This is a genomic window from Brevundimonas sp., assembly GCF_016463485.1.
GTDB lineage: Bacteria > Pseudomonadota > Alphaproteobacteria > Caulobacterales > Caulobacteraceae > Brevundimonas.
In genome coordinates this window covers 1-22,396 of sequence record NZ_JAEMRD010000045.1, presented here as the reverse complement: position 1 = coordinate 22,396, position 22,396 = coordinate 1, and the positions used below count along the sequence as shown (strand labels likewise).

The 22,396-nt window shown below is 64.4% G+C and carries 14 protein-coding genes and 1 pseudogene; 7 read left to right on the top strand and 8 right to left on the bottom strand.

What is annotated here, in order from left to right; all coding sequences use genetic code 11:
- Positions 1-359 (bottom strand): annotated as a pseudogene (locus JHC99_RS08715) (hypothetical protein); the annotation flags it as partial.
- 118 nt (positions 360-477) lie between these two features.
- Between JHC99_RS08715 and JHC99_RS08710 the strand changes: the two are divergent.
- From JHC99_RS08710 to JHC99_RS08695, 4 genes are all read left to right on the top strand, one after another.
- Entirely contained in the window at positions 478-2,232 is a 1,755-nt protein-coding gene (locus JHC99_RS08710; RefSeq protein WP_292153426.1) for an ATP-binding protein, read from the top strand.
- Entirely contained in the window at positions 2,232-3,578 is a 1,347-nt protein-coding gene (locus JHC99_RS08705) for a sigma-54 dependent transcriptional regulator (RefSeq protein ID WP_292153424.1), read from the top strand. The genes JHC99_RS08710 and JHC99_RS08705 overlap by 1 nt, the downstream gene beginning before the upstream one ends.
- Positions 3,579-4,187: 609 nt before the next feature.
- The gene (locus JHC99_RS08700) at positions 4,188-6,542 is read left to right on the top strand and encodes a TonB-dependent receptor (RefSeq protein WP_292153422.1); all 2,355 of its coding nucleotides are present in this window, start codon (positions 4,188-4,190) and stop codon (positions 6,540-6,542) included.
- A 16-nt stretch (positions 6,543-6,558) separates the two neighbouring features.
- Positions 6,559-8,553, top strand: coding sequence for a glycoside hydrolase family 3 N-terminal domain-containing protein (locus tag JHC99_RS08695; RefSeq protein ID WP_292153421.1), 1,995 nt, complete (start codon positions 6,559-6,561; stop codon positions 8,551-8,553).
- Positions 8,554-8,844: 291 nt separating this feature from the next.
- Here JHC99_RS08695 and JHC99_RS08690 read toward each other — a convergent pair whose 3' ends face one another.
- Positions 8,845-9,225, bottom strand: a complete 381-nt coding sequence (locus tag JHC99_RS08690) for a hypothetical protein (protein WP_292153419.1) — start codon at positions 9,223-9,225, stop codon at positions 8,845-8,847.
- A gap of 211 nt (positions 9,226-9,436) precedes the next feature.
- Between JHC99_RS08690 and JHC99_RS08685 the strand changes: the two genes are divergently transcribed.
- The gene (locus tag JHC99_RS08685) at positions 9,437-9,910 is read left to right on the top strand and encodes a MarR family transcriptional regulator (RefSeq protein ID WP_292153418.1); all 474 of its coding nucleotides are present in this window, start codon (positions 9,437-9,439) and stop codon (positions 9,908-9,910) included.
- 33 nt (positions 9,911-9,943) lie between these two features.
- Here the strand turns inward: JHC99_RS08685 and JHC99_RS08680 are convergent, their stop codons facing one another.
- From JHC99_RS08680 to JHC99_RS08670, 3 genes are all read right to left on the bottom strand, one after another.
- On the bottom strand, positions 9,944-10,474 hold the full coding sequence (locus JHC99_RS08680; protein WP_292153416.1) for a DUF3237 family protein: 531 nt from the start codon (positions 10,472-10,474) through the stop codon (positions 9,944-9,946).
- Between the two features lie 88 nt (positions 10,475-10,562).
- Complete coding sequence (locus JHC99_RS08675) at positions 10,563-12,776, bottom strand: TonB-dependent receptor (RefSeq protein WP_292153414.1); 2,214 nt, start codon at positions 12,774-12,776, stop codon at positions 10,563-10,565.
- 111 nt (positions 12,777-12,887) lie between these two features.
- Positions 12,888-14,309, bottom strand: coding sequence for a hypothetical protein (locus JHC99_RS08670; protein WP_292153413.1), 1,422 nt, complete (start codon positions 14,307-14,309; stop codon positions 12,888-12,890).
- Positions 14,310-14,535: 226 nt separating this feature from the next.
- Between JHC99_RS08670 and JHC99_RS08665 the strand changes: the two genes are divergently transcribed.
- Both JHC99_RS08665 and JHC99_RS08660 read left to right on the top strand, forming a co-directional pair.
- Complete coding sequence (locus JHC99_RS08665) at positions 14,536-14,730, top strand: hypothetical protein (RefSeq protein ID WP_292153411.1); 195 nt, start codon at positions 14,536-14,538, stop codon at positions 14,728-14,730.
- Positions 14,731-15,133: 403 nt separating this feature from the next.
- The gene (locus JHC99_RS08660; protein ID WP_292153409.1) at positions 15,134-16,645 is read left to right on the top strand and encodes a tannase/feruloyl esterase family alpha/beta hydrolase; all 1,512 of its coding nucleotides are present in this window, start codon (positions 15,134-15,136) and stop codon (positions 16,643-16,645) included.
- Between the two features lie 281 nt (positions 16,646-16,926).
- Here JHC99_RS08660 and JHC99_RS08655 read toward each other — a convergent pair whose 3' ends face one another.
- From JHC99_RS08655 to JHC99_RS08645, 3 genes are all read right to left on the bottom strand, one after another.
- The gene (locus JHC99_RS08655; protein WP_292153407.1) at positions 16,927-18,147 is read right to left on the bottom strand and encodes an FAD-dependent oxidoreductase; all 1,221 of its coding nucleotides are present in this window, start codon (positions 18,145-18,147) and stop codon (positions 16,927-16,929) included.
- Positions 18,148-18,300: 153 nt separating this feature from the next.
- Positions 18,301-20,946 (bottom strand): TonB-dependent receptor, encoded by a 2,646-nt coding sequence (locus tag JHC99_RS08650; protein WP_292153405.1) that lies wholly within the window; start codon positions 20,944-20,946, stop codon positions 18,301-18,303.
- Between the two features lie 79 nt (positions 20,947-21,025).
- The coding region (locus JHC99_RS08645; RefSeq protein WP_292153404.1) for a hypothetical protein at positions 21,026-22,396 on the bottom strand (1,371 nt) is incomplete at its 5' end.

Sequence of the window (22,396 nt, the reverse complement as noted above, 5' to 3'; positions counted from 1 at the left end):
CCCGCGATCGCCTCGCCGTTCGGCCCCGTCGTGCTGGGCCAGAAATGCCCGATCACCGCCCCAAGCGCGATGGCGATCAGCACCTGGAAATACAGATGACGATAGAAGGGGCGGCGTTCGACCGGTGACAAAACTGCTGACGTACTGGCGTTCAAAACCGCTTCCTCTCGACGGACCACGTCCGCTGTTTCCCGATGCGATCTTGCGCCGCCGTTTTCGAAGCAATCGTCGCCGTCCTTTCGCCCGAATTGAAATCCTTTTTCACCGGGGAGCTTTGATCTGTTTTTATTGAGTTTTTTGTTCGACAGCCTGTACTCCTGAAACGCAGATTGCGAAATTCCGCCACCTTCTGTGGCCATATCGTGCGGAAAATCGCACACTCACGTCATGACCGGACCAAAGAACTTGATCAGCGGCGTTGCGAAGCAGGTATCGAAAGGCCCCTGGCCATTCGTCATCGCCGTCTGGCTCGTTCTGGTGATCGCCTCCGCAGTCGTCGCCGGCGAGGTCGCCCGCCGTCAGGCCGAACATAACATTGGCCGCCAGGCACAGGCTGCCGCCGCCCTGCACGCCGCAGTCCTGCGCAGCGAACTCGAGAAGCACCGATCCCTGCCCCTGGTCCTGGTTCAGGATCCCGAGGCAGTCATGCTGCTGAGCGACGCGACCCCGGCACGAGCCGAACTGATGAACCGCAAGCTGGAACTGCTGGCCGACCAGACCCGAGCGGCCGCCATCTATCTGCTGGACACGAACGGGGTCGCGCGCGCTGCCTCCAACTGGCGGCTCCCGACCAGTTTCGTAGGCTCCGACTACAGCTTCAGGCCCTACTTCACCCGCGCGATCGCGCAAGGATCCGCAGAGTTCTTCGCCCTGGGCACCGTCAGCGGCCGTCCCGGCCTCTACCTTGCGCGCCGACTGTCAGACCGCTCCGGCCGACTGCTCGGCGTGGTCGTGGTCAAGGTCGAGTTCGACGCCCTGGAACAGGAATGGCGTGGTTCGGGCGAGCCCGCCTATGTCTCGGACCAGAGCGGCGTTGTCCTGATCACTTCCGTCCCCGCCTGGAGATTTCGCACGGTAGCCCCGATGACGCCGGAGCAACGCCGCCTCGTTCTCGCAGGCCAGACGCTGGGTCACGACGCACTTGGTCCCTTGCCCTTCGAGACTGTGCCAGGCGGCTCACGGCTGGTCAGCACATCCCTGAACGGTCAGGCACAGCCGTGGATTTCCGCCCAGGCACCGACCAGCACACCCGGCTGGACCCTGCATCTGTTGTCCCCGGCCGGAAACGCCATCCTGGTGGCCGTGACCAACGCCCGCGCCGTCGCGGCCTTGATTGTCACCTTGCTGATGGTCGCCGTCGCGATCCTGATCCGTCGTCGCCAACTGGCACTCGCCCAGGCGATGGCACAGGTCGCGGCCCGCGCCGAGCTTGAGCACCGCATCGACGAGCGCACAGTCGAACTACGGGTCGCAAACGACGAACTCAGCCGCCAGATCGACGAACGGCAGCAGGCCGAGGCCAGCCGTGAACTCCTGCGCGACGAACTGGTCCAGGCCAACAAACTGGCCACCTTGGGTCAGATCGCAGCGGGCGTCGCGCATGAGATCAACCAGCCCGTCGCCGCCATTCGCACCTTTGCGGACACCGCCAGGGCTTATCTCGATCGTGACGATCGGACCGGTGCCAGGCGCACCCTGACCCGGATCGAAAATCTGACCGCGCGCATTGGTTCGATCACTGACGAACTGCGTGCTTTCTCCAGAAAGACCGCCTCGACTCCTTCAGCGGTCGATCCCGACGCCGCCGTCGACGGCGCGCTGATCCTGTTATCTGGCCGGCTGCGCGAGAGCCGCATCACGCTGCACCGCTCTCCAGCCCCGGCCGGAACAAGAGTTCTGGCCGAACGCATCAGGCTGGAACAGGTCATCGTCAACCTGGTCCAGAATGCAATCGAGGCGCTAGAGGGAGAGCCCAACGATACGCCGCATCTGACCATTGCGATCAGGCGTGTCGCCGACCGGGTGGAAATCGCGATAGCCGATAACGGTCCGGGCCTCGACACCGCCGTTACGAAGGCTCTGTTCACTCCCTTCACCACCACCAAGGCGACAGGCCTCGGCCTGGGCCTCGTCATCTGCCGCGATATCGTCGGCGGCTTTGGCGGTGAGCTGAACCTGCGCGAAGGCCCGTCCGGCGCAACATTCGTCATCACCCTGAAAGCAGCCCACTGATGGATTTTGCCCGGCCCAACGCTGTCGCCCTGGTCGACGATGACGACGACTTCAGGTCCGCCCTGATCGAACGGCTGGAACTCGAGGGCTTCGACGTGACGGCTTTCGCCTCGGCCGAGGTCGCCGTCCGCGCGCTCGATCCGGGCTTTCCCGGCGTGGTGATCAGCGATCTGCGAATGCCCGGCCTTGATGGACGTCAGCTGTTGTCGCGACTCCAAACGCTCGACGAAGGCCTGCCGGTCATCATGATCACCGGGCACGGCGACATCGAGGACGCAGTCGATGCGCTGCGGCACGGGGCCTATGATTTCGTGGCCAAGCCGTTTGCCTTCGACCGTCTGCTCGACAGTCTCAATCGGGCCCTGGAAAAGCGGGCTCTTGTGCTGGACAACCGCCGTCTGTCGGCCGCCGCCACTGACGCGGGCCTCGAACTGCCCTTGATCGGCGCCAGCGAGACGATGTCGCGCCTGCGCGCCACGATCACCCAGCTGGCCGACGCTCGCCTGGATGTGCTCATCGAAGGCGAGACAGGCGTCGGCAAGGAGGTCGTCGCCCGCGCCCTGCACAACGGCGGCCGACGCCGCATCCACCCGTTCGTGGCCGTCAACTGCGGTGCCCTGCCCGACGGTCTGATCGAGAGTGAACTGTTTGGGCATGAGGCGGGAGCCTTTCCAGGCGCACTGCGTCGTCGTGTCGGGCACATCGAACACAGCCATCGCGGCACATTGTTTCTGGACGAGATCGAGAGCATGCCGATGGCTGTTCAGATCAAGCTCCTGCGCGTCATCGAAGAGCGTGAAGTTCAGCCTATCGGTGCGACCCAGCCTCGTCCCGTTGACCTGCGCATTCTTGCGTCCTCGAAAGTCGATCTGGAAGAGGCCGTCGGAGCGGGGGTCTTTCGAGGCGATCTCTACTATCGTCTGAACGTCATCAAACTCCGGGTGGCACCCCTGCGCGAGCGGCGCGACGATGTGCCCTTGCTTTTCGGTCACTTCCTGCGACGCGCCGCGACCCGCGAGGGTCGCTCGCCCCCCTCGATGTCAGCCACTGTTCGTCGTCGCCTGCTGGATCATGATTGGCCTGGTAATGTTAGAGAACTGGCTCACTTCGCCGAGCGGGTTCTGGCGGGTCTGGAAGAGCCCCAGTCTGCGACGCAGCCGCCACCGGGCAATGGGCTCGCCGAGAGTTTGGCACGTTACGAAAGCCAGCTGATCCTCGAAGCCCTGGAGTGCTGGGGCGGTGACGTCGTCGCAGTCGCCAGGAGCCTGAAACTTCCGCGGAAAACGCTCTACGACAAACTGCAACGCCACGGTCTTCGGCCCGCTGATTTTCGTAACCGCAACTAAGCCAACCAGCACTCGAGGTTCCCCGCCTCGCATTCCCCGAACGGCAATTTGTGGGCGACACACGCGGTTGGCGATGACCAGGTGTTCAGTCCTGCGGTGTGCCGTCCGAGCGGCGATACACTATCGAAAGCTCCGCTCAGAGATCTGGCAGCGCGCTACAGCACGAACCGGAAGGCTTGGGTGGAGGAGCCTGACCGCTTCAAGTTGGATCCCGTCCACTCGACCTCCGGACCGAACATCTGGCGCCGTCGCTTTCGCGCATGCACTTTCCGCATCTCGCGCCGGCACATCTGACTGCCCGATGCATCCTCCATCAAAATCGCCCGTCTTGCTCGCCGCCGTCAGCGCCTGCTCAAGCTATCCATGGGACTGATCAGGATCGATCAATTTAATCCACTGTTAAAATATCGTCGGCCCATTATTGTTATGATTAAGAGCGCTTCAGCGGCGTCGAAGAGGGGACGAAAGACCGCGCAGAATAATTTCATGAGGGCACGGCCGTGAGGTCAGCAGTGCGAAGCGCCAGGTCTCCCGGCCCTCACCAACGCCACTGACACAACAAAAACAGGACGTCTGCGACGACGCTCGCAGTCCAGGGAGAGACAAACCATGAACCGCCGACTTATTCGCCGATCGCTGCAGATGACCACCGCTGTGGCGCTGATCCTCCCTGCCATGGCGGGGACCGTTCAGGCCCAGTCCGCCGATCCTGGAAACGCCACCGCAGTCGAAGAGATCGTCGTCACCGCTCAACGCCGGTCCGAGAGCCTGCAGCGCGTGCCCGTAAGTGTGACGGCGGTGACCGCAGAGGAACTGAGCGATCGCAACATCAATGAACTCGGCCAGCTCGCGGTCGCTGCACCCAGCCTGCAGGTCGGCAGCGAAGGCAGCTTCTCCGTGCGCGGTGTGGGGACGCTGGCGTTCGCACAAACCATCGACTCCAGCGTCGCGATCGCGATCGACGACGTCAATCTCGGCCGCCCCAATCTGGGCGGTTCGCTGTTCAACGACGTCGCCCAGGTAGAGGTCCTGAACGGTCCGCAAGGCCTGCTGTTCGGCAAGAACGCTTCGGCCGGCCTTCTGAATATAACCACCACCCGCCCGCGACCAGGCGTCTTCGAAAGCCTCAGCGACGTTGAGGCGGGCGTGCGGGACACGCCGGGCTCAGACGCCACGGCCAGTTCGATCATCGCGCGTCAGACGCTTAATTTCCCGATCGGCGACCGGTCGGCGCTACGCCTGAACGCCATCATCTCAAACCAGGAGCCCGGCACGACGTTCGTCGGCAAGGACGACGTGCGCAACGATCTCAACCATCAACAGTGGGGCCTGCGCGCCAAGTTTCTGTCCGAGCTCAACGACTCCACGACCCTTTACGTGATCGGCGAATTCAACCGCAGCGAAGGTGTGGCCGGCTTCTTCGACCGGACCTATCGATCACTCGGCGCAGGCAGCGTAAACGGTCGGCCTCTGGCTGGCGATCGCGTGGTCGCGGGAGAAGACAACTTCACCTTCGGCGGAGACGGCGGGTACTGGCGCGACCTTGACTCCGGTGGATTGCAGGCTTCGCTTAGCCATGTGACGGCCACCGGTCTGGAAGTAAGCAATATCGCCGCGTGGAAATTCTACGATGTCGACCAGCAACTCGACACGGACTTCACCAACTCTGACGGCGCCAATGTGAACGCCCAGAATTCCGATTACGACCAGTTCTCCAACGAACTGCGTGTCGCGCTGCCTGCCGGAGATCGGCTGAGCGGCCAGGCCGGCCTGTACTATTTCCATTCGCGGATACAGACCACCAACCAGATCGCCGGCAGTAATTTCGTGCCCAGTTTCGTGCGTCCGACATTCCCGTTCTGCGTCGGAGCGACACCCGTGGCCGCGCCGCCCCCAGCCTGTAGCTTCCGCAACGACTATTTCCTGGGTAGCGATCACGCCTACGAACAGACGACGGACAGCTATGCGGCGTTTGGCCAATTTACCTACGAACTGACCGAGGCGTTGCGCGCGATCGGGGGAGCCCGCGTCACCCGCGACGAGATCGACATCGATCTGGTGCAGAACCAGGGTCGCTATTTCGTCACCCTCGGCGCGCCCGGCACGTTTGACGAATCCTATTCGAACACGAACTGGAGCTACAAGGCGGGCCTGCAATACCAGGCCACACCGGACGTCATGGCCTACGCCACATTCGGCCGAGGCTACAAGGGACCGGGCTTCAACGACAACGGTGCCAGCCCGCTGGCCCCTCTGCTCGTAAGGCCTGAGGTATCAACCAGCATCGAGGCGGGTGTCCGATCGAGCTTCTTCGAACGTCGCCTGATCCTGAATGCCTCGGTGTTCCGTACTCAGTTCGATGACTATCAGACCCAATCCTTCGACCCCATCCTGTCCAGCTTCATCATCCAGAACGCCGCCTCGGTCGTCAGCCAGGGCGCGGAGATCACTGCGATCGCCGCCCTGTTCGACGGCTTCACCCTGAACGCCTCGGTGAGCTTGCTTGACTCGGAGTTCGACGATTTCAACGGTGCCCAGTGCTATCCGGGCCAAGCCACGCCGAGCTGCGCAGTGACCGGATCATTCAACGCCAGCGGCCTGACCACGCCGAACTCGCCCAAATTCACCTCAACCCTTTCGGCCAACTGGGAACCAGTCGTATCGGGCGGGATACAGCCCGTTCTACGAGCCAACTGGTATCATCGCGGCAGCATGAACTTCCTCATCAACCAGGCCCCCGGCGCGGAACTTCCATCGACCGACATCTTCGGTGCCAGCATTGGCGCACGGTTTGAGAATGGTGTTGAGATCGCTCTGTTTTGCAAGAACTGCACGAACGAGCACAACCCCGTCTTCATGGGGCTAGAACCTGGCGATGCGATCGCCAACATCGCTACCTACCAGCAGCAGTTCGGACTGGATTCCGTTCGACTGGTCGGCCTCAAGCTTACCTACAGCCACTGACGTTCGGAGCAGGGTCATGATGTCCATGAAGCATTGGTGGGCGTCTGTGGCCCTGCTCGCTCTGTCAGGGGGCGTTGTCCTTGCGAGCCCGGCTCTCGCAAGCCAGGCACCGCATCAGCCGGTGCTCAGCACACGCACCATCCCTGTCATCGACGCGGGCGGCCTGCGATTCCGTGATCTGAACCGGAATGGACAACTCGATCCCTATGAGGACTGGCGGCTGACTGCCGCAGAACGCGCCGACGACCTGATTGGCCGCATGACGATGGCTGAGAAGGCCGGTCAGATGCTGCACGGCAACGCTGAAGGCAACGCCCCGTTCGGCCAGCCCTGGACAGGCTATGGGCTGGACAGCGCCCGCCTGAAGATCATCGACCGCGGGATCACCAGCCTCAACTCGATGCTGGTCCTGCCGCCAGCTCAACTGGCCGAGGCCTCGAACAGCCTCCAGGCGCTGGCCGAGCAGACGCGGCTTGGCGTGCCAGTCACCCTGAGCACCGATCCCAGAAGCCATTTCCAGGCGACGGTGGGGGCGAGCGTCGCCGCCGGCGGCTTCACGCGATTCCCGGAGCCGTTGGGCCTCGCGGCCCTCGGCGATGCAGGTCTGGTTCGCCACATGGCCGACGTCGCCCGGCGGGAGTATCGAGCGACGGGCTTCAGCGTCGCCCTGTCCCCCCAGGCGGACCTCGCGACCGAGCCGCGCTGGCCCCGGGTCAACGGCACCTTTGGCGAGGATCCGGACCGCGTCGCCCCCCTGGTCGCCGCCTATATCGAGGGATTTCAGCACGGTCGTGACGGCGTCACCGTCGACGGCGTCGCAGCCGTGGTCAAACACTGGGTCGGCTACGGCGCCGCCCGCGACGGCTGGGACAGCCACAACTATTATGGACGGTTTGCCGATCTCTCGAGTGAACGCCTTTCCCTGCACCTGAAACCGTTCGAGGCCGCGTTCGCAGTCCGTCCGGCAGGAGTCATGCCGGCCTATTCAATTTTCGAGGGCCTGATGGTGGACGGTCACCCCGTCGAACCGACCGGGGCGGCTTACAGCCGGGTCCTGATCCACGACCTGCTTCGGGAGCACTATGGCTACGATGGCCTGGTGCTGGCCGACTGGGCAATCACGGAGGATTGCGGCGAGATCTGCCGCAATGGCTACCCGGCCGGAGAGCGTCCCAGCTTCCAGGGCGTCTCAATGGCCTGGGGGGTCGAAGATCTGACGCGGGCGCAGCGGTTCGCCCGCGCTGTCGGCGCCGGTGTCGATCAGTTCGGCGGGGCCGAGGATCCGCAGCCCCTTCTGGACGCCGTCGCCGCGGGCGACATCCAGGCGGACCAGATGGACGCGGCCGTGCACCGTGTACTGATCCGGACCTTCTCGCTTGGACTGTTCGAAAATCCGTTCGTCGAGCCCACGGCGGCGACCGCCGCCGTGGGCCGAGACCAGGATGCCCGTGAAGCCCGTGCCGTTCAGGCCAAGGCCATGGTGCTGCTGGAAAACGGAAACACCCTGCTCCCGCTCGATCCCTTACGAACGCCCCGGCTGTTCCTGCGAGGCGTCGATCCGGCGGCGGCGCGAGCGGCCGGCTTCACCGTCGTCGAGACGCCGGTGGAAGCGGATGCGGCCGTCGTGCGAATGTCCGCGCCCTCCGAAATGCTCCACCCCAACTACATGTTCGGCCTGATGCAGCGGGAAGGCAGTCTCGCCTACCGGGCGGATGACCCGGACCTGGAGGCCGTGGAGTCGCTCGCTCGCACCCTTCCCGTGGTCGTCGACGTCTATCTGGACCGCGCCGCTGTCCTGAGGCCGGTAAAGGCGGCGGCGACTGCGCTGATCGTCGATTTCGGCGCTTCGGACCCGGCCCTGTTCGACGTACTGACAGGTGCCACTGCGCCGATGGGCCGGCTGCCGATCGAGTTGCCGTCGTCTATGGACGCCGTGCGGGCCCAACGCTCGGATACCCCGGCCGACAGCACCTCGCCGCTCTATGCCCTCGGCTTTGGGCGATCCTACTGAGAGTCGCCAAGCCCAGCGAGATGGCCGAGACCGCTCTCCGTGACAATCCAGGGGGCACCGGATTACAAGCCCTGTTCGAAAGACCTCGGTAACAGCCGACGTCTCGTCATCCGTTTGTCTTTTCTCGGCGTCCTCGTCGAAGGACACCCTATGCGGTCGGCGGGCGTGACACAGTCGGCCGGCGTGGGCGCGCCCAGGATGACAGCGCCAGCCCCGTCGCCGTCGTCCCGACAAAAAAGAGGCCGCGTCCATGACGCGGCCTCAGGTCCGGAGGTGAGAACGCTGGGGTTGCTAGTGAGCGGACAGAGCCTTGATTTCGGCCTCGATGGCCGCGATCTTTTCGGGTGTCACTTCGCCTTGCGACATCGGCATCGACTGCTCCAGGGTCATGTAATCGAACTGGGGCAGAGCCGGATGGGTGGTGATCCCGGTAAGATATTTCTCGAGAATGGCTGCCGTTGCGGGATCCGCGACCAGCTCCTTGATCGGGCTGGCAGTGGTCGGATGCGGCGCTACCGATGCCGGCGCGGTGGTCGGACGCGGTGCTGCCTGCGCGGCTGCAGAAGCCGTCGCGTTGGTCTGATGCGATGCGGCCTGCGCGACGGCGGAAGCCGGCGAGCCCGCCGCTGCGAACCCGGCCGTGCCCGAAAGCGCGGCCGCCGACAGCGTCATGCAAAACAGATAAGTTCTTGCCATTTGTGGATCTCTCATCAGGTTAAGTTGGCGGACGCCTGAAGTGTTCGTCCGCACGCTCGACAATCGATTGATCGGATGACCATCGATCCAGCGACTTTATCCTCGAGTCAGCCGCAGTCGCCGCGGCCCAGGATGCCTATAGTTATACGATAGCTCTTGATTGCGGGGCCGCTTGGGATTGTGCAACATGGCGGCCATGAAGACCCTGGCACCGGCGGTCACGCGACCGACCAATCCCCTCGTCGGTCTGGTCGGCTATCAGCTTCGACGCAGTTCCGTGGTGATGGCTTCCGACTTCGCAGAGCGGCTGGATCCGCTGACGCTCACCGTCATCAGTCTGTCGGTGCTGCTGATGATCGAGGCCAACCCCGGGATCACACAGAGCGAGATCGGTCGCGAGCTCGGCATCCGACGGGCCAATATGGTGCCGTTGACCGCTCAGTTCGCGGAACGCGGCCTCGTCGTCCGGCATCGCGCGGACGGCCGGTCGCACGGTCTGCATCTCACCCCGAAAGGCGCCGATCTGGCACGCGACGCGTGGGTCGCCTGCGCCGCGAACGAGACACGGTTCGCGGCCGCCTTGTCCGAGGCCGAACAGCACACACTGATCGGTCTTCTGGAAAAGCTGCGTCGACTGCCGCCTCCGCCAGCGGCGTCGTGATCGGCTCGAACTGGATGTCCGGGTCGCTTCCATTCAGGTGACCTTGAAGACCCTGATGCGCACGGCGGGTTCTGCCCGTTCGGGCACCGGCCCCAAGGTTCCTACGAACACGGCCTGGTTCAGCCAGACGTGCGGACCGTTAGGCGACTCGAACCACGGCGTGGAGCGGGCATAGAATCCGTCGCCAGCGGCGATGCCCACGACGCCCTTGTTGTAGACGTGGATAAGAGCGCCGTCGTCGGTCTGCATCATATAGTCGGCCTCGATCACCGTGAAATGATCCGGCCGGATCAGCTGCCAGTCCATTCCGCCCGGCAGAACCCTTCCCTTGATGTTGGGACCCGCAAACTCGCCGCCGATGATCGGGATGCGATTACGCCGGCCGAAAGGCGTTTCACCAACAGGCGTCGCTGGTTCCAGCAATACGATCGCCTCATAGACAAACTCTATCCCGGGGACAGGATTGCTGGTCGGGGCCGCCGTCTGTGCGCCATGGGCACGGCCAGTCGCGATCACTGATGAGGCAACGGCCAGACCGCCCCCCGCCAGCAGACGACGCCGCACCGTGTCTTTTGGTCCTGGTTGGATCGGAGATCGGGTCACCGGGGTTTCCTCGACGAACGGATGAAGGGGACTATGCTCGACGTAACGGTCAAAAGCTTCGCGCAAGCCTCAACCCGTACTGGCGAGGCGCGCCATAGAACTGGCTGTCCCCCGACTTTCCAGACACATAGACCTCGTCACCTACGTTGGTGACAAAGGCGACAGCACGCCAGGCCTGGTGTTCATAGGTCAACTGGACGTTCCAGATCTGGCGCGCCTCCAGAAAGTCGAAGCGCGGATTTTCGAACACGCTGACGGATTGCTCGCCGATATAGGCGGTATCGACGCGCGGCGTCAGCCGATCCCCGTTGGCCAGGGCAAAGTCGTACTCCAGGCCTGCGCTAACGGTGAACTCCGGCGAATAGGGATTACGACGACCCGACACGCTGGTCCGGAACGGATCGTAGTTGAAACAGACCGGTGGATTTGACGGGGCACCAGCAGGGCACTGAACCCCAAGTCCCTGGCCCGATCCGCCGGGAAGAGCGCGCGTGTCGATCAGCGTCAGCCCCCCCAGTTCTGATTTCACGTATGACGCGGTGAAGTCGAACGCCAGACTGTCGAACCGCCCCTGGAACTGGGCCTCGACGCCATAGATTTCCGATTGGCCGACATTGGTCACCGACGTCGTGCCGCCCGCAGCGGGATCGAATACGTTCAGCTGCAGGTTGTCGTACTCCATATAGAAGGCATTGACCTGGCTGCGCACGTGGCCGTCGAAGAAGGTGGATTTCCAGCCGGCCTCGTAGTCGACCACGGTCTCGGACTCGAACACGCCGCCGGGCACGTTGACGCCGCCTGCCTTGAAGCCGTTGGCGACGAAGCCATAAATGAAGTTGTTGGCGTCCACCTTGAAGTTGATCGACAGCTTGCCGGTCGTATCCTCGTCCTCGAAGCGCGGCCTCGACGCATCCAGCCGCCCCGGCAGCGGCGGTGTCGGGCTGAGGGTCAGCGCGCCTTCCTGCGTTTGAGTATCGGAACTGTAGCGCACCCCCGCCTCGATCTCGAGCCGGTCGGTGACCGCGTACTTCACCTGGGCGAATGCACCGGCTGAGGTCTTGGGATTCAGGGTGTCGATGAAGACGTCCTGGCGCGGGAAAATCCCTCGCGGTCCGAAAGGAAAGCGTTCGTTGTAGATGTGGAGGTTCAGGCGTGCGGTCTGTTTCACATAGGATCCGCCGATGACCCAGGTGAGCCGCTCACCAGCCGGAGAGATCAGGTTGATCTCCTGGCTATAGACCCGGTCGAGGATGCTCTGGTCCTGATAGGCCTCGTTTGACGAGGTGCCGTCGTTGTCGTTGATGAAATGCTGATTGCCGTACTGGAAACCGGACAATGACCGAAGCGTCGTCCCGCCGGGCAGGACGTATTTGATCTCCAGCGCATTGCGGATGCTGCGCTCGTTGCGCATCACGTCCTGGCGGTCGTAGTTGAGCACGAACGGATCGGTCGGATCCAGGGGCGCATAAAGTGTCCCTGGAATAGGCTGTTGCGCGTAACCGTCGCTGCGGCCTTCGTTGTATTCCGTCTTCCACAGGGCCGTGAAGGCTTCGTTCGGGCTCCAGATCAGACCCACTCGCGCGCTGGTTTGATGCACGTCGCCTGGAGCGAGGCGGCCCCCCCGGTTGTCGTAAAAGCTGTCACGGCTTTCGGAGTTGAAGGCGAGCCGCGCCGCGAAGACGTCGCTGACTGGAAGGTTGACACCGCCGGCAAGCTTTACGGTCTCGAAATTGGCCACCTGCCCCTCGAGATAGCCGCTGTTATCGCCGATCACGGGACTGCGGCTGGTCTGGAAGATCGCGCCGCCCGTCGAGTTCTGGCCGACGAAGGTGCCTTGCGGTCCGCGAAGTACCTCGATCGAGGCGATGTCGAACAGGCCCTCATTCAGGAAGATCGGGCTGGGCGAAAACAGACCGTCACGATAGGTGGCCACGCCCGACACGACGGTTGGCGACTGAAGATTGAGCCCTATCCCCCGGATGTTGGCAAACGTCAGGATACCGGCGTCGCTTACCGTCAGGGATGGGGTGGCGTTCTGAAGGTCGCGCAGGTCGCGGACACTTTTGCGCTCGAGATCCGCGCCGGTCAGCACGGCGACGGCCGCCGCCGTCGTCTGCACGTTCTCCGACCGACGCTGCGCCGTGACGACCACCTCACCAAGCGTGGCGGTGTCGGGATCGACCGCGACCTGAGCGGTGGCGGAGCCAGCCGCAGCGGTCATGACGGCGAATGCGGCGGATCCGCAAAGAACGGCTTTGAACATGGCATTTCCCCAGGTGCGACCGATGTCGCTATCATTGGGGCTTAGGTATCGGCTTCCGGCGGGCTCTAAATAGAGCCCACAAAAGGTTCGCCTGACCGTGTCAGTTATAATTCAGATCTGGATCGCCGCGAGAGGTGCCGTCTGGTGGCGCGCCGAAAGCGTCTCGCGCGCAAGCGCCTGGCCGCGAAGCGCGCGGTCGCGATCGCGGTTCATGACACCCATGCCCGCCGCGATGCCGGCCTGGCGGATACGCTCGGTGAATCCCGGATAGCGATGGGCAACGCCGAGTCCGTGACGCCGGACGACATAACCCGAGAAGGCGGCGGTGATGACGTGAAGGACCTTGTTCTCGGCCGCATCGTAAAGGGACCGTTGGACGTCGTACCATGCCGGCATCACGGCGTCCGGGCTGGCGCGTTCCAGACTGCCGACCGCCGCATGAAGCCGGATCGCCTTCGCTGACGACATCCGCTCTACGGCCTCGTCGGCGGCGGCTGAGTTCATGTCCTGACCCAGTCTGGCGGCCAAGGCCGGATCCGCCTTGCTCGCCGCGAGGAATCCATGAAGGGCGCGGATCACCGATCCCTGGACCGGTTCGCGCAACTCGACCCCGCCGGTGCGCCCTTTGACACACTCGGCGACACCGGCGTCTTCGAGCAGGCGCACAGCCTCAACCGCAACCGACAGCCCGACGCCGTGTCTCTCGGCGATATCCCAGGTCGAGCCGAGACGGACCCCATTCAGGCAATCGGCATGTCGGATCCCCGAACCAATGCGGTTCGCGACTCGCGCTGCGAGGCTCCTGTCGATGCTCGATGGGGAGGTTGGAGACACGTCGAACGGATCCCTGGCCTCGCGCCACCATGCGCAACGCCGCGCCTCGACACCGGCAAGCGCGAGTTGCGCGGCGGCCGTCGGATCTCCCCTCCCGATGGCGGCCGAAAGGCCAAGAGCGATTTCGTTCGGCATGCTTGCCATGTCGTGGGCGAACTGGTCCAGACAGGTCAGGGACACGGCCAGGAAAGGATTGACCGCACCGACAATCCGCTCGCCCAACCCCCGCTTTGACGGATCGGGCGGCCCATCGCTGGCAGCCTCAGCGGCCTCGATAGCCGCGCGGGTTTCGATGAGTCGCCGGGCTTTCCAGATTTCGTCCGCGGTCACGCCACGCCAGCGAAGATAGGACGCCATGGTCGTGGCGGCCGCCGCCAGTGACGGCTGCTGCACGATGAGACCGCCTGAGCGACCGCGCTGCAGTCGGCATCCGCCCCGCGCCTCGACCAGCCGAAATGCCTGACGGATCAACCGAACGCTGACGCCGAAACTTTCCGCCAGGGCGGCCTCAGGGCCGTAGACCATGCCGGCATGCCACCCCTTGGCGGCGATGGCGTCTTCCAAAGCAATGGCGATGATCGGTCCCAGCCGACTTTCGGCCCGCGACCCGAGGATCGCGGCGTACTCGGCGCGGGCATCCCCCGTGCCGCGCCCGACCGGCTCCAGTATGATAGCGGCTGAACCAGTCGTCCGCGGCATCCGACATCCCCTTGGCGGCGTCTTCACGCGCCGCTCCGAAAATCGATATACAACATAGCGTTCAAGTCAAATTGGCAGAACGCCCGAATAGTGAACGCTATTTTGCTGGTTTGAAACGCGCCACCCTCCGCGCCTTGCGATCGTCTTCATGAAACCGCTTCTGCCCATCTCTGCACCCTCATCGCCACCGCTGTGGAGCCCGGTCCCAGCACGCACCAGGAATCCCATGAAGATCGCCAGCCTGACCGTTGCGCTCGTCGATGCCTGGCGCACCTCAGGCACCGATGTGGAACTCCATGTCTTCGAGCGGGGCGGCCATGGTTCTGGCATGGGCGTGGCTGGCACAACGACGGCCACAATGATGGATGATCTTTTGTCGTGGCTGGCCATGTGCGGCCCTTTGACCGGCTCCGACCGGTGAAGGCCGACATGTTCGCGACCGAATGCCCGTCACAGCGGGTTGCGTCGATTGTTGGGCCTGCGCGACGCCGTCCAAGCTTGGGCCCATTCGCATTCGCCCGCGTCGCTGGTCTTTTGACACCCTCATGCCTGGAGCGCCCATGACCCGCAAAGTCTCGACCGCAGGGCTTGCCGTGCTCATTGGGTTGAACGGCTGTTCGACGATAACGGACAGCCCCCCCCCGACTGCATCGACCCCGGTGGTGAGGACGGGCGAAGCGGCGCGACCGATCGTTTCCCAACCGACTCCCTTGAGCCCCGAGGCTTTCGCAGATCGCTGCGCCGGCCTTCTGGCGACTGATCTGGCCTGGCCTGACGCATCGACAGTGGTGACGAGCGCGGTGATAAAGCCGGCCTCGGCGGCCGTGATAGTCCTTCCCGAACACTGCGAGATCGTCGGCGCGATGGCCCGACGGACGGGGGCTGGCGGGCAGACGTACCAGATCGGATTCCATATTCGCCTGCCCCGCGACTGGAACGGCCGCTTCCTCTTCCAGGGCGGCAGCGGATCGAACGGCGAAATCGGCGACGCCCTCGGCGGCCTGGCCCCCGGCGCGCCACCTGCCCTCGCCCGTGGTTACGCGGTGGTCAGTCAGGATTCCGGGCATGACAATCGGACCAACACCGATCCCGCCAAGGGGGGCGCGGTTGCCTTCGGCTTTGATCCCCAGGCGCGCGCCGACTATGGCGGTGCATCGTTGAAATCGACCACCGACGTCGCCAAGGCGGCGATCCGTTTCGTCTATGAGGCGGAGCCGAGCTTCTCCTATTTCGTCGGCTGCTCGAAAGGGGGGCAGGAAGGCATGGCGGTGGCACACCGTTGGCCGGACGCATTCGACGGCGTCGTGGCCGCCGCCCCGGGGTTCGCCCTTCCTCGCGCTGCAGTCGCGGAGGCCTGGGACACCCAGACCTTTATGGCACTCGCGCCGGCAGGAGCGACCAATGCCGCAGCACTTGCCGCCACCTTCTCCTCAGCGGATCTGGCGCTGGTCAGGGACGCGGTGCTGGATGCTTGCGACGATCTGGATGGCGTGGATGACGGGCTCGTAGCCGCTTTCGCGCAATGCACCACGGCCCGCGTTCGTCCAAAGCTGGATGTACGCACGTGCCGTGACGCCGAGGCCGACGACTGCGTGACCCCGGCTCAGATCCAGGCGCTGGAGCGCAGCATCGGGGGTCCGAAGACGTCAGCAGGGAAACCGCTCTACTCCGATTGGGCCTGGGACGCCGGCATCGCCGCTCCCGGATGGCGAATGTGGAAACTCGGCGACCCGTCCATGCGGCCCCCCGCCCTGAACGTGATCCTGGGCCTGCCGTCGCTGGCCGCCGTGTTTTCCACGCCGCCACGCGGCCTGGGCGGGATGGACGAGGCGATCGCCTATGCCCTGGCCTATGATTTCGACCGCGATGCATCGGCGATCTACGCAACAGATGGTGACTTTCGTCAGTCTGCCTGGGACATGGTCTCCGCGCGCTCGCCGGATCTGGATGCATTCCGCGCCCGCGGCGGCCGGATGATCGTACCCCACGGCGTGTCCGATCCCGTCTTTTCCATAAACGACACCTTGACCTGGTTTGGAGAGGTGGATTCCCGCACGCACGGCGAGGCCGACACTTTCGTCCGGGTCTTCCCGGTCCCGGGCATGAACCACTGCAACGGCGGCCCGGCGACAGACCAGTTCGACGCCTTTACCAGCCTGGTTGCCTGGGTCGAAAAGGGAACGCCACCAGACGCTATCGTGGCACGCTCGGGCGACAACACGCCGTGGCCCGGAAGAACGCGCCCCCTGTGTCCCTACCCGGCGATTGCACGCTATGACGGCGAGGGCGACATTGAGGCGGCCTCAAGCTTTCACTGCGAGCGACCGGCAGCCTGATGCCGGAGCCAGCGTACGACTTTCGGTATCAGGATGACCGTGCCGGTCGAGAAGCACCCTACCCATTCGCGGAGCTCAGTCAGCCCAGGCCGCTGCTTCATGTCTGTGCGTCAACTGGCCTCGCCATAGGGCCAACCCCTTCGATCGGCACCGCCATCGGACCTCAGCGTCGGCCAACCATGTGCGCCGTCCTGGCATTCTGATGCTGTGGGACTAGATGTCGTCGTAACGCTTGCCCACGGGGAAGTGACACCACGTTCCAGACATTGCGAGACCGTCCGTCAGACCTCTGCGGCGACGGCCTTCATCGAGACCGCCGTGTCAGCCAGCTTGACCGGATCGACAGGCGTGGCGCGGCCGATCAGCTGGCGCCCGGCCATGAACTCGGGCGGAGCGCTGATGGCCTCGACGCAGACGACCTTGTCGCCCGACAGATGAAAGACCGCGAAGCGGCCCTCACCGGGATCGCCGCGCACGATCTGACGATCGACGCCGAACGGCAGTCCGGCGATCTGCAGCTTCACGTCGTACTGATCCGACCAGAACCACGGCACCTCGGGTGCCGGCAGGGGTCGGCCCGTGATGGCGCTGGCGACGATCTTGGCCTGTTCCAGCGCATTGGGCACGCTCTCCAGCCTGAGCGACCGGTCGTAGAGCGGCATGGGCCGTTGCGTCACGTCGCCGATGGCGAAGATCGCGGGATCGGATGTCCGCGCCTCGTGGTCCACCACCACGCCGTTGTCACAGGCCAGTCCGGCCTCGCTGGCCAGATCATCGTTGGGAATGGCCCCGATCCCGACCAGCACGGCGTCGCAGTGGATCGTATCCCCACCGGCCAGGCGAACGCCAGAAACCTGACCGTCCAGACCGTCGAACCCTTCGATGTTCACCCCGAAATGAAAGCGGACGCCGTGGCCCTCATGCAGGGTCTGGAAGAAGGTGGAGAGAAGCGGACCCGCGACCCGCGCCAGCAGCCTGTCCTCCCGCTCCAGCAGATCGACCTCGGCCCCCAGCTTGCGGGCCGAGGCCGCGACCTCGAGCCCGACATAGCCGCCGCCGATGATCGCCAGGCGGAAGCCCGGCCGGAACCAAGCCTTGATCGCCTCGGCGTCCTCGATGGTGCGGAGTTCCAGAAAACCCTTCACGTCGCTGCCCGGCAGGGTCAGCTGGCGCGCACGGGCACCCGTGGCCAGGATCAGGGTGTCGTAGTTCAGGGTGTCGTCCGTCGACAGGGTCAGCTGACGCTTGTCACGGTCGATCTTGATGACGCGTGTGGAAGTCCGAAGGTCGATGTCGTTCTCGGCGTACCAGTCGCGCGGACGCAGCAGCAGGCCGTCGCCGTCGACCTCTCCCTTGAGCCAGCCCTTGGACAAGGGCGGCCGCTGATACGGAGGATGGGGTTCTTCGCCCACGACGATGATCGGATCCTGATGGCCAAACTGACGCAGTTGAGCGGCTACCGCACCGCCGCCGTGCCCCCCGCCGATGATCACCGTCGTCATGGATCGTCCCCCAAAAGCCTGACACCTCGACGCTGGTCTCGCGCCGCTGGCGGATGCTCTAGAGGACGCGGGCGCTCACGCCAATCACCATGGCTGCAACGAAAAAGGGACCGACCTTGCGGCCGGTCCCCCAGGTCGTCTTTCGACCGATCGCTAGAAGCGGGCGGTCAGGCTGACCGAGGCGCTGCGGCCCAGTTCATAACGGTTCACCGCGATCGTGGAGTTGCCCAGCGTCTGGAACTCGTCGAAGTCGGTGCGCAGCAGGTTGCGCAGTTCGAGGGCGAAACCAAGGTCGCGGCCCATGGCGTCGAAATCCTTGCGATAGACGAAGTCCAGGAAAACACCCGGATCCTGGATAAGATCAGGCTCGCCCGGACGACCGCGCGCCGAGGTACGCTCCGACACATAGTTGACGATGATCGTGGCCTGGGACCGGGCGGTGTCGTCTTCCCAGCCGAACTGGGCGTTGGCGACGTGGTCCGACTGGCCCTGCAGACGGCTGCCGTCCACCACATAGAAGCTGGCGGGCTGGGCGATGCCCAGGCTGTTCTGAGTCGTCACCGTGTCGCCGGACCCGACCTTCACCTCGGACGAGGCATAGGTGTAGTTGGCCTGGATCAGCCACTTCTTGTTGGCGATGAAGCTCATGCCGTTGTCGGGGAACTCGAAGTATTTCTTACCTTCAAGCTCGAAGCCGATGATCGTGGCCTTGGGGGCATTCAGGAAGGTCTGGGAGATGTTGGCACCCTGATCGATCACGCTGGATTCGATCGGGTTTTCGAGGTCCTTGTAGAAGACCCCGGCAGTCACATACTGCTGACGGCCGAAATACCACTCATAGCGGGCATCCAGGTTCAGCAGTTCCGTATCGACCAGATACGGGTTGCCGATGAAGGTCCGGTCGCTCTCGACGTCGGTGTATTGCTGCGGTGCCAGTTCGCGGAACTGGGGGCGGCCGATGGTCTTGGACGCGCCCAGACGCAGTTGCATATCCTCGGCGAAATTCCAGGTGATCGTCCCGGCCGGCAGCCAGTACTGCTCCTCGATCTTCGTCGGCAGGAAGCCGGTCGCGGCACCGAACAGGTCGAACGGATTGACCGACTGCTCGCCGTCCTCGTAGCGAACGCCGAGGTTCAGATTGACCAGGGGGATGATCTCGGCTTCGACCTGGGCGTATCCCGCCAGCACCTGCAGCTGGGCGTCATAGGCCGAGGCGCCGTTGGAGCCGGTGATTTCCTGAATCTGCAGGAACGGCCCGATGTTGAAGTCGGAGAACAGATAGTCGACCCGCGATTCGACCTGGTCGGCACTCAGGCCGTTCGGCGCGATGAACTGAAGCGCGCGCTGTTCCGATGACCGCTCATTGTCGTAGCTGGCCACACCGGCCTTGAAGACGATCTCGCGATAGTCCGACAGCGGCAGGGTGTAGCTGACATCAGCTCCACCCGAGACGACGGAGTCGTCCAGCTCGCCGAACTGGATGCGATTGGTCTGGATGTTGTGGATGATCTCGCCGGTCGGACGGCGGCCGTAGCCGAACTGGGTCTCGTACGGTGCGTCGCGCGAGGTCTTGGCGTAAGCGGCGCGCCACGAGACATCCCAGGCCTCGCCCAGCGAATGCTCGCCGGCCAGCTGGGTCGTGAACAGCTGACGCGCGAACCACTCGGTATAGTCGGTGCGGCGGAAGGCCTGGCCGCCCAGGTCGTCGATACCTTCGACCGACCGGGCTTCCTTTGTGACGTTGCGGACGAACAGGTTCGTCCACTTGACCGTGTTGTTCTCGTTCTCGAGGCTCAGTGACCCGAACAGGTTCAGGCCGATGTTGTTCTCGTTCGAGCGGAAGTCGTAGTCGTCGGCGAGCACCAGCTTGCCGCTGTCGATGCGGCCCGACTGGCGGATGCCTTCGCGGCCCTTCCAGCTGTTGTCATAGCCAGCGACGAAAACGGCGCCGATGGACCCGATGCCGGTCTCCATCGACGATCCGCCGGTCACGCCCAGGCTGAAGTTGACCGGGGTGACTTCTTCCTGAAGCAGGCGAAGCGGGGCGTTTTCCAGCGACTGGCCCAACAGGCGCAGCTGTGCGGCGGTGTAGTTCGGGCCGGCCTGGATGCGATTGCCGCTCGAGAAGGCCAGAGCGATGGGATCGGGAACGCTGCGCGTGCCGTCGTCATAGCCCGTGAAGTCGGAGCGCGAGCCGAAGTAGATCAAAGCTTCCTGGCCCGTCGACTCGGTGTTGCCGGCCAGCGAGGCCTTCATCGTGAAGAAGGGCTCGTTGGGCGTGCCGATGGTCTGCAGGTCGATCACGCCGCCACCGAACTCGCCGGGATAGCTGACGGAATAGGTCTTCTGGACGGTCACGCCCTTCAGGATGTCGGCCGGGAACAGGTCGAGCGGCACGACCCGCTGAAGCGGCTCGGGGCTCGGCAGGGGCGAACCGTTCAGCAGGGCCGACGAATAGCGCTCGCCCAGGCCGCGCACATAGACGAACCGACCCTCGACCACCGACAGACCCGTCACACGGGTCAGGGCGGCGGCGGCGTTGGAGTCGCCAGTCCTTTGCAGGTCTTCGGCCGTCAGGAAGGCCGCAACTTCGGGGCTTTCGCGGTTCGGCTCGGGGATGAACCGGCCCAGGACGACGATCTCGTCCAGTTGGGCGGCCTCTTCCGGTTCGGCTTCGGGCTCGGCCTGCTCGGCCGGCGTCTGCTCGACGGGTGCAGTCTGGGCGTACGCCATGCCCGGTGCAATCAGGGCGCTGGTGGCCAGGAGGACCCCGGTCAGGGTCAGGGAGAGGGTCTTCATGGGATCTGCGCCTTGCAGGAAATGACGAGGAACGGCGAAACCGGAGGGCACCCGACTGGGCACCCTCCGCCATTCGTCATCAGCAGTTGGAGCCGGCAGCCAGGCCGCAGGTCCAGCCCAGGTACCAGGTGTCCGCCGCATTGCGGACGGCACCGATGTAGGTCACGTTCGAGAAGAACGAGTACAGGGCGTTGCCGTTGGTCGGCGTCACCAGGGCAGCGTTGCCGCCCGTGATGAAGGTCAGCGAGCTGTTCTGGATCGTCGCGCCGGCCGGGGCCAGCAGGCCCGTCGAGGAGCCGTTCGGGGTGTTGAACACATTGGTCGCCGACAGGAAGACGGCTTCGGTCGCCGCGCCGTTGACGCTGGTATCGTTCTCGTAGGGACGCGAGCAGGCGAAGTAGACCGAGCGGAAGATCGGGGCGTTCGTCACCGTCTGCGCGTCGTCGATGTCCAGGCAGGCCGCGGCCGAGGTCGAGACGTTGGTCACGATCGTATTGATGATCGTCGGCTGGGTGCCGGTGTTCAGGGTCAGCAGCGCATCGGCGGCCACGGCGGCGTTACGGCCGACGATGGTGAAGTTCGACACCTTGGGCTGGGCGAAGAAGGCGGTGCCCGACGGGGCGGCCGACCATTCGAAGCCACGGCTGCCGTTGGTCACGGCGGTCGGCTTCTGGGTGATGATGCCGAACTGGGCCCCACCGCGCCAGCCGGTGTCGGTGTCCAGGCCGTCGTCGTCGGCGCCGTTGATGACGATGTTCTTCAGGTTGACGGTGCCGCCGAAGATTTCGATGCCGTCGTCCGAAGAGTTGTAGGACTGGAAGAACTCGACCACCGTGCCGTTGCCGACGCCGGCCAGGGTCAGGGCCTGAAGCTCGTTGTTCGGCGACAGTTCGAAGCCGGAATAGTTGACCTGGACGTAGCGCAGGCGGCCCGAGTTATCGGCCGGCGAGTTTCCGCCGTAGTTGGCGCTGGTGCCTTCGACCTGACCGACGCAGGCCGCGTTCGGCGCGGTCACGCCCACCGGGCAGACGGCGGTCGGGGCGCGGCCGGCGATGACGATGCCGCCCCACTGGCCCTGCGAGGTCGCAGTCGTCGTGCCCTCGATGTTCTGGCGGCTGGTGAAGATGATCGGGTTGGTCGCGGTGCCTTCAGCGAAGATCTGCGAGCCGCGGTTGACCAGCAGATAGTCGGTGCCGCCCGAGGCGAAGACCTTGACGCCCGGATCGATCGTCAGGACGCCCTGGACGCTACCGGCGACCGGCGCGGTCGGATCAGCGCCGCGATCGGTGCCGACTTCGGTGCGGCCCGAGATCGAATAGATGGTGCCGGCGCGGACCGACAGGGTCAGGGAGCCGGTGATGGTGGCGGGAAGCTGGCAGGCGCGCAGCGTGCCGTTCGCGACCAGGCCGACGTTCGACAGGCCGGTCGGGCAATCCGCAGCGGGCGTGCC